Here is a 13,854-nt window from a genome sequence, read left to right as displayed (position 1 = left end):
AATGCGAGCCCGGAGCATACTGATCGCAACGATTTTTTTCTCTACTTGGATATCCAGTTTTGCAGCGTCAAATGCCGACCATCAACTGTTGATTTCTGGAAAACCATCCGAATCATGTGGAATTTCGATAGAACTTCCCTCCGCGCTGTCTCCCGATGGCAAAGGAAAACTTCTCGATTGCCTTGGATCATATAAATCCGACAACGGGACCGTTTTGTCACTCGCGCCACAAGGGTTCGGAATTCATGATCCCAGTTGGGTTGAAAGAATTCCATCGTTAAATATTCGACGTGTTGGCATTGATCAAATGCTGAGGAAAAAAGATAGCTTCATTGTGGCTGACAAGAATGGCAATGTACATACTAGAAAAATAGTCCCATCCGCGTGCGCTGTCGCAACAAGCGCAACCTCTATCAAACTTAATGGTCGGAATTGGAGGGGGTGGTTGGTAGAGGACATCTACAAAAACTCCAACAGAAAAATCACGGCACCTGATTATTGTCAGCGATATTCTTCTGTCAATCGGTGCATTCGCATTGTGATAGGAAATTCGAAGTCAAGCGCGACAATGCAACAGTATTGCGTCACACGAAATGCAGAGGATTTTGATCTCGACAGTGGGTTTAGCTACAATATTTTATTGGAAATGATAAAAACCATCCAATTCAACGAAGAGTAGCTCGCGAACAGACAATATATATGAAGTTCCTGGTGTCACGTTATTTTTCAAGATCATCGCCATTATTTTCGCTTGACAATAGAATCCCTTTCGCGATCCTCTCTATTAAAACTTTGGCGGCTATTATTTTCATCGGCTGGCTGCCTGGCGTTAGAGCGGCAGGCGATTTGGATATTCCATCTCTAAGTCAGTTCTCTCCGGCGTATGTATCTACGCAGATTCTACTTTCGCCGTGTTACGACGTTTCCGTCGAAAGCGACATTGAGGTTCAGCGCATGGTGCGGGAAGCCCGCGAACGATATCCGAAGGGAACCTGCACAGACGCCCGGATTCCCCCTTTGATTTTCAAGGCGAGTTTCCTGCAGTACGCGTCGATTGCTGCCTCAGACGATCCAGAATCGTTATTTCGAGCGGTCCAGACACAGAATGCTAAACTGGCATCTTGCAAAAACAGGACTTGCTTGAAGACAACCCTACAAATATAATAGTAAAACTCGAACCAGCATATCGAAATTCCAAGTCTTCGCTGGAAAATACAGGAGGTGACACATGCAAAATAAAGAAAGCGATTGATATCAATACGGCCGCTGGTCTGATTCGGAACTCGCGTGCAATTATAAAAAACGTCAAAGATCAATGCGGCGCAAGCGGCATATCGGTAAGCATATGTGCTAACAGGCACGAAAACTTACTTTTTGCGGATTGCAACATTGATATGGAGTCCACTCAGGTAAATTCCCCGTCCTGGATATTCAGATTGTCATCAAAATCGACCACCACCCAGCTTTTACACGTGACGACGGTCCCTTCGATCAAAAACGACATCGGTGTAACGGACTTCCTGATCTCAAAACCGAAGCCCGAGGAGACATGGGGAGCAGCAATATCGCCATCTACCGTTTCGATGGGAAACGGTATCGCACTCATTTCTCATATATTTCAGAAAATATTGGAGACAAATGGCGAATTGCGAGATACCCGGTTTTTCAGAAAATAATTTGCCGTTGATTCCATTGCAGGTATCTCATATAGGTTTTTATGCGCCCCATCGCTCTCGTAGGTCATCTTCATTCCTGCCCTATGCACGGGTTCGGCACTGTCATCAGCGGTGCAAGTAGCGTGACGGTCAACGGCCGTGCTGTCGCCCGGATAGGCGATCAAACAAGCTGCGGCGCGGTCATCGTTACTGGCTCGGCCTCCACATTCGGCGGCGCGGGTGTCGCCCGCAAGGGCGATATGACCAGCCACGGCGGCACACTGATCGAAGGCGACGATAGCTGGATGCTCGATTGAGTCGTTGACCCTGAATCAGGCCGACCGTGATTGGCCGGCTAACCGAGTATCGAGCGGAATGCACCAACAGGATGAATCCAATGCCCCCCGCTTGCGCACGGCCGGCGCGTAATTACCGGATGCGTTTGATCCTGTAGCGCCGCACGCTTCCGCCGTGCCAGGCGGGCAAATAGCCTCGGGCCGCGTGGCCGGACCGGAAGGTGGCTGTTCGCCGATGAACCGGCAAGGGGCGGCCGGCCCGCAAAATTCCCCCCAGTGCTCCCCAACAAATACCGCACGATCAAATAACCTCACCTAGCCGTATACCCCCCATCAACAGCCAAACAAACCCCGCTAACCATAGAAGCAGCACCACTCAACAAGAACAAGATAGTCGCAGCAACCTCAGCAGACTCAGCAAACCGCTGCAACGGAATAGCCTTAAGCGCCGGGTCCCGCTTAACCGGATCACTCCAAGCCAGCACCGCCATAGGCGTCAACGTAACCGTAGGATTCACACTATTAACCCGAATCCCGAACGGCCCCAACTCAACACACAAAGCCCTGGTAACAGCATCAAGCGCAGCCTTGGAAGCCGAATAACTCAAATGATCATCCAACGCCACCAGCGCAGCCTGACTGGAAACATTAACGATACTGCCACCGCGCTGAGCATCGATCATCCCTCGCGCCACATGCTTGGCCACCAGCACCGCGCCCCGCGCATTTACCGCCATCACACGATCGAAACTCTCACCCGTCGTATCGACAGCACGCTCGAGCAACGCAATCCCGGCACAATTCACGAGCCCATCGAACGTATCGAGCGAACCAAACGCATCATCGATAGCCGCCTCATCGCTCACATCGAGCGTCAACGGCTCGCAACCCGTTTCCTCCGCCAACCGCGCAAGCTCCTTCACATTGCGCGCGGCAGCCACCACATTCGCGCCCGACGCGCACAACGCCTCAACCGTCGCACGCCCGATCCCGCTCGAAGCCCCGGTAACCAGTACCGACTTGCCAGAAAAATCAAAAGTAGCATTCATGATGTCTGCAACCGATGCATGATCGGCTTCAACGCCGGATACAAATCCGTATAAACGCCGAAGCGTTGCTCGTACAACGCCATCCGTTGTGCGTTCGGCTCCGCGCGTTCAACCAGCGTGACCCATCCGCGCCGCGCCTCTTCACGCGACACCAGCCCGACACCGACGCCCGCCAGCAACGCCGCCCCCATCGCCGCCTCCACGTCCTGCTCGATGGTATAAACCGGATACCCGGTAACGTCCGCGATAATCTGCATCCACAAATCCGAATGCGCGGCGCCGCCCACCACGATCAGTTTGTCATCCAGCGACTGCGCACCTTTGCGCCCCGCCTCGATGTTGTGCTTCAGCGCAAACGTGACGCCTTCCAGCACGGCGCGGTACAAATGAGCCCGCGTATGAAACAGGCTCAGTCCGATAAACGCTCCGCTCGCCTTGGCATCCCACACCGGGCTGCGCTCGCCCATCAGATACGGCAGGAACATCACGCCATCCGAACCAGCCGGCACTTTCTCTGCCGACTCTTCCAGCAAGCGATGCGGATCGCCATGCGGCGTCGCACGCGCGGCCTCGATCTCCGCGTGACAGAACTGCTCGCGATACCAGCTCACCGACGCGCCCGCGGTTATCGCCCCGCCGAACACATAAATATCGCGTTGCCCGTCGAACACATGCGGCATGCTGATCAATCCATGCCGCGCGTCGACGTTCTGGTTGATGTAGCCCCAGCACATGCTCGTGCCGATCATCGCGACATGTTGCCCGGCGCGCGTGACGCCGGCCGCGAACGTCGCCATCGCCGCGTCCACGCCGCCCGCGACGATCGCCGTGCCCGCTTCGAGGCCTAACTGCTCGACCCACTGCGACAACAAGCCACCCACCACGTCCGACGATTCGACCAGCCGCTCCGGCATCATCGTCGCGGGAATGCCGAGCATGTCGAGCGCTTCGTCGGACCAGTCGCGTTTGCCAATGTCGTAGATGCCGCCGATATTGCCCGCCGAACTATGATCGACCGCCACCTCGCCAGTCAGCATGTAGATCACGTACGCATTCGGCGGCAGGAAGTAGCGCGTATGCGACCACACGTCCGGCTCGTGATCGCGCAGCCACAGCATCTTCGTGTAGCCGTAGTAACTATCCACGCCGTTGCCCGTGATCGTGTAGAGCCGCTCGAGATCGACGTTATTGCGCACCCATTCGACCTGCTCGGTGGCGCGCCGATCCATCCAGATCAGACAAGGATAAAGCGGCCGCATCTCGCTATCCACCGGAATGCCGGAGCCGCCATACAAGCTGCTCACGCACACGGCTTTGATCGACTTCGCCGCGACGCCCGCTTCCTTCGCCTTGGCTACGCACGCGGCGATGCACTCCACCACCGCCTTCAGCCAGACCGCAGGCCATTGTTCCGCCCACAGCGGCTTGGGCGTATCCGGCTGATAGCTCGACGCATGCTGCGCGACGATCGCGCCGTGCTGATCGACCAGCAGCGCCTTGGTGCTCTGCGTGCCGATATCGACGCCGATGACGTAATCCATACTGTCTCCGTTTAGATGCCGCTCGTACTCCGACCGGGTTCGACGCTCAGGCGCGCGGCTTCAGTAGCACCTTGATCGAATCGAGCGAGTTGGCGATCTTGATCGCCTCGTCCCATTCTTCCAGCGAAAAGCCGTGCGTGACTATGCCTTTCGATGTAACCAGCCCGCGCGCCAGCAGATCGATCGCGATGGGATAACAGTACGGGCCGAGGTGCGCGCCGCGCACGTCGAGCTCTTTCCGATCGCCGATCACGGACCAGTCCAGCGTCGTATCCGCGCCGAACACCGAAAACTCGACGAACCGCCCAAGCTTGCGAATCAGGTCCATGCCCTGATTCACGCCGATCGGCGCGCCGGTGGTTTCAATATACACATCGCAGCCGTAACCGTCCGTGAGCGAGTGGATGATCGCCAGCGCATCGTCGTGTTTCGGGTTGATCGTCACGTCGGCGCCGTATTCGCGGGCGAGTGCGAGGCGCTCTTCGACCAGATCGATCACCACCAGTTTCTTCGGTGTTTTCAGATGCGCCACTTGCGTCATCATCAGACCAAGCGGGCCGGCGCCGGCGATCACCACCACGTCGTCGAGTTGCACTTCTCCACGGTTGACCGTGTGGATCGCGCAGGCGAGCGGTTCGATGATCGCGGCGTCTTCCAGCGAAATGCCGTCGGGAATCTTGTGAACAATCGCCGTGGGCGGAATGCGCATGTATTCGGCCATGCCGCCGTCGGCGACTTCCCGCTGGAAGCCGAAGATGTTGTGCACCTCGCACATCCAGTACTGACCGGATTTGCAATAGCGGCATTTGCCGCACGGCACGATCTGCTCGGCGATCACACGGTCGCCCATCTTCACGCCGAAGTGATCGGCCGCGCCTTCGCCGATTTCTTCCACGAAACCGAAGAACTCATGGCCTGGAATCACCGGCGCCTTGACCCAGGGACTCGGGCCGCCCCAAAACATCTTCGCGCCCGAATGACATTTGCAGTCGCTCGCGCAAATACCACACGCGGCAATGCGGATCACCAGTTCGTGCGCGCCCGCGCGAGGCTTCGACACCTGTTCGACGCGATAGTCTTTCGGTGCATGACAGACGATGGCTGTCATGTTCTGCTGGTCGTGGTCTGTGGATTGAGTCGTCATTGCATGGTCCTGCTTAAAAGTGGAAGTCGTTGAAGAGTTACTTTCTGCGGTCGCGGCTGATGTAAATCGCGAGCAAAATGATTCCGCCCTTGATCACGTTCTGCACATAAGGATTCACGCCGACCATGTTCAGGCCGTTATTCAGCACGCCGAGCAGCAACGCGCCGATCAGCGTGCCGATAATCGAGCCTCGCCCGCCGGAGATCGACGTGCCGCCCATCACCACGGCGGCGATGGCGTCGAGTTCGAAGCCGACGCCGGCGTTCGGCTGGCCGCTCATCAAACGCGCGGTCAGGACAATGGCGGCAAAGGCGGACGTCAAACCCGCAATCGTGTAGACGATCAGCTTCACGCGCGCCACACGCACGCCCGACAGACGCGTCGCCTGTTCGTTACCGCCGATCGCATAGACATAGCGGCCGAACGGCATGCGCTCCAGCAGTACCCACGCGATCACGTAGATCACGGCCATGATCACAACCGGCGCCTGCACGCCGAGAATCTTGCCGCTGCCGAAGAAACTAACCCAATCGGGCAAGCCGTCGATCGGATAGCCGCCCGTGTAGATCAACGCGAGGCCACGCGCAATGCCCATCGTCGCGAGCGTGACGATGATCGGCGGCATGCCGGCGAACGCTACAAAGAAACCGTTCGCCGCGCCAAAGCCCAATCCCACCGCGACACCAATCGCAAGCGCGGCCACTGCGTTCATACCGGCCACCATCAGCCCGGCGGCGAGCGTGCCCGCCAGCGCCATGACGGAACCCACTGAGAGATCGATGCCGCCGGTCAGGATCACGCACGTCATCCCCACGGCGATGATCGCGTTGATCGACACCTGGCGCAGCACGTTCTCGATATTCGCCCCGGAGAGGAAGCTGTCGCTCGCGAACACCATCACGATGCACACCACCAGCAAGCCGATGAACGGATAGAACAGCGTCGAGCGTTTCAGGGCGGCCCACGTGAAACGCACCGGCGCTCCCGGCGTATCGCTGCTGACAGTGGAGGTCTTTGGTGAAGAAGAAGGATTAGGCGTGTTCATGTGTTGCTCCACGAGAGCCGGCAGTTGCATAGGTCATCACGGCGTTCGAGTCGATCGCGTCGCCTTCGAGCATCGCTTCGATGCGGCCCTGCCGGAACACGGCGACGCGGTCGCACATGCCGACGATCTCCGGCAGTTCGGACGAGATCATGATGATCGAGTAGCCCCGCGCGGTGAGTTCGCGCATCAGCATATAGATTTCGGCTTTGGCGCCGACGTCGATGCCGCGCGTCGGTTCGTCGAAGATCAGGATGTTGGTGTGATGATTCAGCCAGCGCGCGATCACCACTTTCTGCTGATTGCCCCCGGAGAGCGTCGCGACTTCGGTATGCATGCTCGGTGCTTTGACGCCCACGCGTTTCATGATGTCGGCGGTCGCGCGTGCTTCGCTGCGCTGGTCGATGAAGAAGCGCATCGAGCGATACTTGCCGAGGTTGTTGATCGAGATGTTCTGCTTGATCGAGAAGTCGGTGATCAGGCCTTCGGTTTTGCGGCTCTCCGGCAGAATGCCGACGCCGGCGCGCAACGCATCGGCGGGATCGGACAGCTTTGCCGCCGTACCGTTGATGCGAATATCCTTCACGTAGGCCGGGTCCGCGCCGATCGCGGCGAGCGCGGTTTCCGTGCGCCCCGAGCCGACCAGTCCCGCGAAGCCGAGAATCTCGCCTTCACGCAGCGTAAAGCTCAAAACCGGGCTGTCCTTGAGCAACTGCAGCTTGTCGACTTCGAGCACGAGCTTCGCATCGGCACGCAGCGGCGGCTTCGGCGGAAAGCTGTTTTCGATGCGGCGCCCCACCATCATTTCCACGAGATGCCCCACGTCGGATTGCGCGACCTCCGTCATGCCGACATACTGGCCATCGCGCAGCACGGTAATGCGGTCGCACACTTCGAAAATCTCTTCGAGGTGATGCGAGATGAAAATCATCGCGACGCCCTGCTGTTTCAGCTCGCGCATGATGGCGAACAGATGCTCGGCTTCGGCGGGCGTGAGCGTGGCGGTGGGCTCGTCCAGAATCAGAATGCGCGCCTCCAGCGAAAGCGCCTTGCCGATCTCGACGAACTGCTGCTGCGCCACCGAGAGTTCGCGAATCGGCACCGACAGATCGATCGTCACGCCGAGCCGCTGGAAAATCGCCGCCGCCGCGCGCCGCATCTTGCCGCGTTCGAGCAAGCCCAAACCGCTCTTCAGTTCGCGGCCGAGAAACATGTTCTCCACGGCGTTCAGATACGGAATCAGGCTGAACTCCTGAAACACGATACCGACGCCGGCAGCCACCGCATCGTGATAGTTGGCGAAATGACGCGCCTCGCCTTCGATCGTGATCGTGCCTTCATCGGGCTGATAAATGCCGCACAGGATTTTCATCAGCGTCGATTTACCCGCGCCGTTTTCGCCCAGCAAAGCGTGAATCTCGCCGCGCGCGATTTCCAGGTGAATGCCTTGCAACGCCTTCACGCCGGGAAAACTTTTGGTGATGTTGTCGAGCTTGAGTATCGTGTCCATCGGGTCCTCCTCTGCTGTCCGTTGCCGCGCTTTTCGCTCGGCGCGGCAACGGACATTCGACTTACCAGCTGAAACCCTTGGCATTGCTCTTGTCGATCATCTTCACGTCGACCGGAATCGTCTTCGGCACATTGGCGCCCCACTTCTTCGCGAGCGCGATGCCGAGTGCAATGCGCACCTGGTCCGCCGGGAATTGCGCGGACGTTTCGACGAACTTCGAGTTTGGCTTCTGAATCGCGGCAATTGCTTCCGGCGCACCGTCGACGCTGGTCAGCTTGATGTCCTTGCCCGACGATTCGATCGCCGAGAGCGCGCCCATCGAGCCGCCGTCGTTCACGCTGAACACGCCCTTCAGGTTCGGATGCGCCTGAATCATGTTCTCGGTGACGGATAGCGCGGTCGCGCGTTCCTGCTTACCGTTCTGCGTATCCACGAGCTTCACGCCTGGCGCTTTCGCGAGCGCCGCCTTGCAGCCGCGCACGCGTTCGAGAATCGGCACGACTGGAATGCCGTCGAGAATCGCCACTTCGCCGCTGCCGCCGATCGACTTCGCCAGATACTCGCAAGCCATTTCGCCGGCGTCGTAGTTCTTCGAGCCGACGAATGAATCGACCGGACCGTTGGCGTTCGCATCCACGGCGACCACCACCACGCCCGCCTTCTTTGCCGATGTCACCGCCGACTGGATGCCGGTCGAGTCAGTCGGATTCACGAGCAGGATGTCGATCTTCTTCTGCAGCATGTCTTCCACGTCGTTGACCTGCTTGCTGACATCGTGGTGTGCGTCCGTGACGACCACCGTCGCGCCGATCGAAGCCGCCGCATCGTTCAGCGCTTTTTGCATCGTCACGAAGTACGGATTGTTCAGCTCCTGAAACGTCATGCCGATTTTCAGCGGCGTGGCCTGTGCGGCCGGCGCGGCGATCAACGACAGGCCGAAGGCGAGCGTCGCCAGTGCCGCCCTGCTGCGTGCGAAAGTCTTCAACGAAGTCGGTTTCGAAAGGGATTGCGTCATGGTTGTCTCCATTATTAAAAGTGAGCACGTCCCTCACGCTGCCGTGGGGCAGCGCGATACGTGTTGAAACGCAGGTGAAATAAAACGCTTCGGCGGGAAGCCTGGGCCTGGGACTACGTCGGTGGATAAGCGGCGGCGGCCCTGCGCGGCAAACCTGGCGCGAGCACGATGGCGGGCGCGTCGTCGATGCCTACACCGCGTGCCGCGGCTTGTTCGGAGGCGTCGCGGCTCGCGTCGTTCAGCTGCTGATAGTGCCGAAATTTCGAAGGCGCCATGCCCTTCACCGCGAGAAACTGCCGGTTGAAATTCGACAGGTTGTTAAAGCCCGCCTTGAAACAGATATCGGTGACGCTCAGATCGTCGTCGGTGAGCAGTTGGCACGCTAGATTGATGCGCATGCGATTCACGTACTGCACGAACGGCAACCCCGTATGGCGACGGAAATAACGCGAGAACGCGCTGACGCTCTGGCCCGCGAGTTGCGCCAGGTCCGACTCGCGCAATTCGTTCGCGAGGTTTTTGCCGATATACGAGAGCACGTGATTGATGCGCGTCGACGCGAAACTGGTCGGGTCGGCCTGATAAGCGGGGCTCGCAAGCGTCTCGCGGTCCTCGGCGTTCATCAGGATTTCGAGCATCGACATGAACAGAACCAGCCGGCGCAGTCCGCGCGCCGCCAGCAATTCGAGGAACAGCGGCTGGATCGCCGCGCTCGTTTGCGCGCCGAACGAGATGCCGCGGCGCGAATCGGCAAGCAGCGCCTCGACCTGCCGCCACTCCGGAAAACTGTCGATGCAGCTCGACACGAACTCCTGCCCAAATTGCACGACCAGATTGCGCTGTGCAATCGTCTCGCCTTCCGGCACGTCGCTTACCCAGTTGTGCGGCAGGTTCGGCCCCATCAACACGAGGTTGCCGGGCGTGTAGCTGCTGATGTGATCGCCGACGAACATCTTGCCGGTCGTCGCCACAATCAGATGAATTTCGTATTCCGGATGAAAGTGCCAGCGCACCGTACGGTACGGATAGCCGTGCGACCATACTTTGAACGATTCGTCACGACGTACGGCCACGAGTTCGAGATCGGGTTGCACTGTCTGTCTCCATGAAGCGGCCACTTGAGGCGCCGCTGGTCTTTCGTCTTGTATAGCGAAAAGTAGTCTTCTCGCGCGTGATCCACCACTAAAAATGAGACCGCGGACCAATACTTTTTTGCATTCGGGTTAGTCCTGGCCCGCTCGATGTCAAATTTGATGCAATGCAATACGCGCCGCAACTCGCCGCCATCACGCCACGGCGCATCGCGAGTCGCGCCGAAAAGCCCCGCAGCGCGGCGCTGCGCCACAAAAAACCGTACTCGGTCGCCTTGACTTTCGTTTCGCCGGGTACGATCATTCGCTCACATACAGAGCAAATGCTCCATCTCAAGAAGAAACGCACGCTACGAGCGGTGCGAGCAAGGACATTCAGGAGACGCACATGAACAGCGGGCAAGACAGCGGCGCGGCCGCACACGTGATCCTGCACATCGGGGCGGGATCGTTTCATCGCGCGCATCAGGCGTGGTATCTCCATCGGTTGAACGAGGCCAAGGTGCCTGGCGAGCCGCACTGGTCGCTTACAGTGGGCAATATCCGCAGCGATATGAACGCGGTGCTCGAAGCGCTCGCCGCGCAAAACGGCGTCTATACGCTCGAGACCGTCACGCCTCAAGGCGAGCGCGCGTACGAGACGATTCGCTCGATCGAGCGCGTCGTACCATGGACCGAAAGCCTCGACGCGCTGATCGAAGCAGGCGCCGATCCGGCCTGCAAGATCATCGCGTTCACGGTCACCGAAGGCGGCTATTACCTCGACGAGCAGGACGAACTCGACACCGCCAACCCCGATCTCGCGGCCGACCTCAAAGGCGGCCACACCACCATTTACGGCGCGCTGGCCGCGATTCTCGACGCGCGCATGAAAGGCGGCGCGGGCCCGGTCACGCTGCAGACTTGCGACAACCTGCGCAGCAACGGCGAGCGCTTCCATGCCGGCATGAGCGAGTTTCTCGAACGCCGCGGCGCGATCGAACTGGCGCAATGGTTCGACGACAACACCGCCAGTCCAAGCTCGATGGTGGATCGAATCACGCCGCGTCCCACGCCGGACGTGCGGGAACGCGTCAAGGCGGCGACCGGTGTCGACGACGCCGCTCCGGTGATGGGCGAAGCGTTCATCCAATGGGTGATCGAAGACAACTTCATCGCGGGACGGCCGGCATGGGAAAAGGTCGGCGCGGAACTGGTCGACTCGGTGATGCCGTATGAAGAGGCGAAGATCCGCATTCTCAACGCGACGCATAGCGGCATCGCGTGGGCGGGTACGCTGGTCGGGCTGAACTACATTCACGAAGGCACGCTCGACGCGGACATCAACAAATTCGCCTACGAATACGTGACCGAAGACGTGATTCCGTGCCTCACGCCAAGTCCGCTCGATCTCGAACGCTATCGCGACGTGGTGCTCGAACGCTTCAGCAATCCTTATATCCAGGACACGAACCAGCGCGTCGCGGCAGATGGCTTTTCCAAGCTGCCGGGCTTTATCGCGCCGACGTTGTCGGAGTGTTTCGAGCGCGGCGTCACGCCTGCGGCGACCGCCATGCTGCCCGCGCTGTTTTTCCGTTTTCTCGATCGCTGGAACGCCGGCGAGTTGCCCTACGCGTACCAGGACGGCGTGATGGATGAGCGCGTCGCGCGGGCCTTCTTCGAGGCGCCCGATCCATTGAAAGCGTTCGCCGCCGACCGGCTGCTGTGGGGCGGCATGGCGCAGACGCCGGAGCTGGAATCGGCGCTGGAAGGCGCCGTGGCGCGCGTCGACGTATGGCTCGCCAAACGCGGCGCGGTTTGAACGCCGCTGACTTCATGATTCGTAAGCGCCGCGCACCGCGCGGCATCGAAGCGCGCGGGTGCCACACCAGGCGAGGCTTAGCCAGGCTTAATGCGCATGGCACCGCGCGCCATGTGCGGCTAAAGTAGCGCATCTCCAACGACGAAGGTTCCGCGCCCATGTATCTCGGCATCGACCTCGGCACGTCCGAAGTGAAAGTCCTGCTGCTCGCCTCCGATGGACGCGTGATCGGCACCGCAGGCTCACCGTTTACCGTTTCGCGCCCGCATCAGCGCTGGGCCGAGCAGAATCCCGAAGATTGGTGGGCCGGCACGCGCACCGCGCTTGCAGCATTGCGCGCGAAGTATCCCGACGAGTTCGCGCAGATTCGCGGCATCGGCCTGTCGGGCCAGATGCACGGGGCCGTGCTGCTGGATGCGCAGGACCGCGTGCTGCGTCCTGCGATCCTGTGGAACGACATGCGCAGCGACAAGGAGTGCGCGGAGCTGACCGAGCGCGCACCGGAGTTGCACAGCGTGGCCGGCAATCTCGCCATGCCCGGTTTCACCGCGCCGAAGCTGCTGTGGGTCGCGCGTCACGAGCCCGAGATTTTTGCGCAAACCGCCTGTGTGTTGCTGCCGAAGGATTACTTGCGCCTGCAACTGACCGGCGGCAAGGTGTCCGATCCATCCGATGCGGCCGGCACGCTGTGGCTCGATGTCGCCAAACGCGACTGGTCAGACTCGCTGCTCGCGGCCTGCAACATGACGCGCGCGCAAATGCCGAGCCTCGCCGAAGGCAGCGAGCCGTCCGGCACGCTGCTGCCCTCGGTCGCGCGTGAATTCGGCCTGAACGACGGCGTGATCGTCGCGGCGGGCGGCGGCGACAACGCCACCAGCGCGATCGGCATCGGCGCGACGCAACCCGGCGACGGCTTCGTCTCGCTCGGCACGTCGGGCGTGCTGTGCGTGGTCGGCGACAGCTTCCGGCCGAATCCGGCTTCCGCCGTGCACGCGTTCTGTCACGCGATTCCTGATCGCTGGCATCAGATGAGCGTGGTGCTCTCCGCCGCGAGTTGTCTGCGCTGGGTCTGCAAGCTCACCTCCACCGACGAGCCGACTCTACTCGCCGAAATCGAGGCGCTGCCCGCGGACGCATTGAACACCGCACCGCTCTTCCTGCCCTATCTGTCGGGCGAACGTACTCCGCATAATGACCCGTACGCGCAGGGCGTGTTCTTCGGCATGACGCATGCAACGGATCGCGCGTTGCTCGGCTACGCGGTGCTCGAAGGCGTCACGCTCGCGCTCACTGACGGCCTCGACGCGCTGCGCGCGGCCGGCACCGAAGCGAAGGCGCTGTCCCTGCTCGGCGGCGGCGCCCGTAGCGACTACTGGGCCCAACTGCTCGCCGACGCACTCGACACCGCCACGCGCAAGCACGGCGGCGGCGAAACAGGCGCGGCGCTCGGCGCGGCACGCCTCGGCTGGCTGGCCGCCGGTGGCGATCCGGCCACCGTGCTGACCAAGCCGCCTATCGCCAAGGAGTTCACGCCGAACCCGCGCCGCCATGCCGAACTGCGCGCGCGGCTCGAAGCCTATCGCGCACTTTACCGCCACGTACGGCCGCTGTTCGACCCCGCGCGGCAACCGCTTGCCTGACCGGCTATCCGCAGCCGGTTTGCGCGCCAGGGTTGGTTGAAGCGCGCAGACCGGCTGCTATCATCGGCGC

At 60.2% G+C, this 13,854-nt stretch carries 12 protein-coding genes; 4 read left to right on the top strand and 8 right to left on the bottom strand.

Annotation, left to right across the window (positions count from 1 at the left end; genetic code table 11):
- The first annotated feature begins 1 nt into the window (after position 1).
- Positions 2 to 679 (top strand): hypothetical protein, encoded by a 678-nt coding sequence (locus B0G71_RS40860; RefSeq protein WP_147308641.1) that lies wholly within the window; start codon positions 2 to 4, stop codon positions 677 to 679.
- Between the two features lie 726 nt (positions 680 to 1,405).
- On the opposite strand, the gene B0G71_RS01615 is transcribed toward B0G71_RS40860, so the two are convergent.
- The gene (locus B0G71_RS01615; protein ID WP_116139315.1) at positions 1,406 to 1,606 is read right to left on the bottom strand and encodes a hypothetical protein; all 201 of its coding nucleotides are present in this window, start codon (positions 1,604 to 1,606) and stop codon (positions 1,406 to 1,408) included.
- Between the two features lie 111 nt (positions 1,607 to 1,717).
- Here B0G71_RS01615 and B0G71_RS01610 point away from each other — a divergent pair, with 111 nt between their 5' ends.
- Positions 1,718 to 1,972, top strand: coding sequence for a PAAR domain-containing protein (locus B0G71_RS01610; protein ID WP_116139313.1), 255 nt, complete (start codon positions 1,718 to 1,720; stop codon positions 1,970 to 1,972).
- A 290-nt stretch (positions 1,973 to 2,262) separates the two neighbouring features.
- Here B0G71_RS01610 and B0G71_RS01605 read toward each other — a convergent pair whose 3' ends face one another.
- From B0G71_RS01605 to B0G71_RS01575, 7 genes are all read right to left on the bottom strand, one after another.
- Complete coding sequence (locus B0G71_RS01605; protein ID WP_106284124.1) at positions 2,263 to 3,000, bottom strand: SDR family oxidoreductase; 738 nt, start codon at positions 2,998 to 3,000, stop codon at positions 2,263 to 2,265.
- Positions 2,997 to 4,541: an FGGY-family carbohydrate kinase gene (locus B0G71_RS01600; protein ID WP_116139311.1), complete on the bottom strand. Its 1,545-nt coding sequence runs from the start codon at positions 4,539 to 4,541 to the stop codon at positions 2,997 to 2,999. Before B0G71_RS01600 ends, B0G71_RS01605 begins: the two co-directional genes overlap by 4 nt.
- Positions 4,542 to 4,587: 46 nt before the next feature.
- Positions 4,588 to 5,685 carry an alcohol dehydrogenase catalytic domain-containing protein gene (locus tag B0G71_RS01595; protein WP_116139309.1) on the bottom strand — a complete coding sequence of 366 codons (1,098 nt, stop codon included), beginning with the start codon at positions 5,683 to 5,685 and terminating at the stop codon, positions 4,588 to 4,590.
- A gap of 37 nt (positions 5,686 to 5,722) precedes the next feature.
- Positions 5,723 to 6,730: an ABC transporter permease gene (locus B0G71_RS01590; RefSeq protein WP_116139307.1), complete on the bottom strand. Its 1,008-nt coding sequence runs from the start codon at positions 6,728 to 6,730 to the stop codon at positions 5,723 to 5,725.
- Positions 6,717 to 8,237 (bottom strand): sugar ABC transporter ATP-binding protein, encoded by a 1,521-nt coding sequence (locus tag B0G71_RS01585; protein ID WP_116139305.1) that lies wholly within the window; start codon positions 8,235 to 8,237, stop codon positions 6,717 to 6,719. The genes B0G71_RS01590 and B0G71_RS01585 overlap by 14 nt, the downstream gene beginning before the upstream one ends.
- A 61-nt stretch (positions 8,238 to 8,298) precedes the next feature.
- The gene (locus B0G71_RS01580) at positions 8,299 to 9,252 is read right to left on the bottom strand and encodes an ABC transporter substrate-binding protein (protein WP_116139303.1); all 954 of its coding nucleotides are present in this window, start codon (positions 9,250 to 9,252) and stop codon (positions 8,299 to 8,301) included.
- A 113-nt stretch (positions 9,253 to 9,365) separates the two neighbouring features.
- Positions 9,366 to 10,346 carry an AraC family transcriptional regulator gene (locus tag B0G71_RS01575; RefSeq protein WP_116139301.1) on the bottom strand — a complete coding sequence of 327 codons (981 nt, stop codon included), beginning with the start codon at positions 10,344 to 10,346 and terminating at the stop codon, positions 9,366 to 9,368.
- A 385-nt stretch (positions 10,347 to 10,731) separates the two neighbouring features.
- On the opposite strand from B0G71_RS01575, the gene dalD reads away from it, so the two are divergent.
- Positions 10,732 to 12,144: a D-arabinitol 4-dehydrogenase gene (gene dalD / locus B0G71_RS01570; protein ID WP_116139299.1), complete on the top strand. Its 1,413-nt coding sequence runs from the start codon at positions 10,732 to 10,734 to the stop codon at positions 12,142 to 12,144.
- A 158-nt stretch (positions 12,145 to 12,302) separates the two neighbouring features.
- Positions 12,303 to 13,784: a xylulokinase gene (xylB, locus tag B0G71_RS01565; protein ID WP_116139297.1), complete on the top strand. Its 1,482-nt coding sequence runs from the start codon at positions 12,303 to 12,305 to the stop codon at positions 13,782 to 13,784.
- The last annotated feature ends 70 nt before the right edge of the window (positions 13,785 to 13,854 follow it).

The organism is Paraburkholderia sp. BL27I4N3 (genome assembly GCF_003386115.1).
GTDB lineage: Bacteria > Pseudomonadota > Gammaproteobacteria > Burkholderiales > Burkholderiaceae > Paraburkholderia.
The sequence above is the reverse complement of the archived record's forward strand: the minus strand, read 5'-3'. Positions and strand labels throughout refer to the sequence as shown.

Excerpts from the sequence above, each read along its gene's own strand:
- B0G71_RS40860 (WP_147308641.1), top strand. The coding sequence starts at position 2 with ATGCGAGCCCGGAGCATACTGATCGCAACGATTTTTTTCTCTACTTGG.
- B0G71_RS01615 (WP_116139315.1), bottom strand. The coding sequence starts at position 1,606 with ATGAGTGCGATACCGTTTCCCATCGAAACGGTAGATGGCGATATTGCT.
- B0G71_RS01610 (WP_116139313.1), top strand. The coding sequence starts at position 1,718 with ATGCGCCCCATCGCTCTCGTAGGTCATCTTCATTCCTGCCCTATGCAC.
- B0G71_RS01605 (WP_106284124.1), bottom strand. The coding sequence starts at position 3,000 with ATGAATGCTACTTTTGATTTTTCTGGCAAGTCGGTACTGGTTACCGGG.
- B0G71_RS01600 (WP_116139311.1), bottom strand. The coding sequence starts at position 4,541 with ATGGATTACGTCATCGGCGTCGATATCGGCACGCAGAGCACCAAGGCG.
- B0G71_RS01595 (WP_116139309.1), bottom strand. The coding sequence starts at position 5,685 with ATGACGACTCAATCCACAGACCACGACCAGCAGAACATGACAGCCATC.
- B0G71_RS01590 (WP_116139307.1), bottom strand. The coding sequence starts at position 6,730 with ATGAACACGCCTAATCCTTCTTCTTCACCAAAGACCTCCACTGTCAGC.
- B0G71_RS01585 (WP_116139305.1), bottom strand. The coding sequence starts at position 8,237 with ATGGACACGATACTCAAGCTCGACAACATCACCAAAAGTTTTCCCGGC.
- B0G71_RS01580 (WP_116139303.1), bottom strand. The coding sequence starts at position 9,252 with ATGACGCAATCCCTTTCGAAACCGACTTCGTTGAAGACTTTCGCACGC.
- dalD (WP_116139299.1), top strand. The coding sequence starts at position 10,732 with ATGAACAGCGGGCAAGACAGCGGCGCGGCCGCACACGTGATCCTGCAC.
- xylB (WP_116139297.1), top strand. The coding sequence starts at position 12,303 with ATGTATCTCGGCATCGACCTCGGCACGTCCGAAGTGAAAGTCCTGCTG.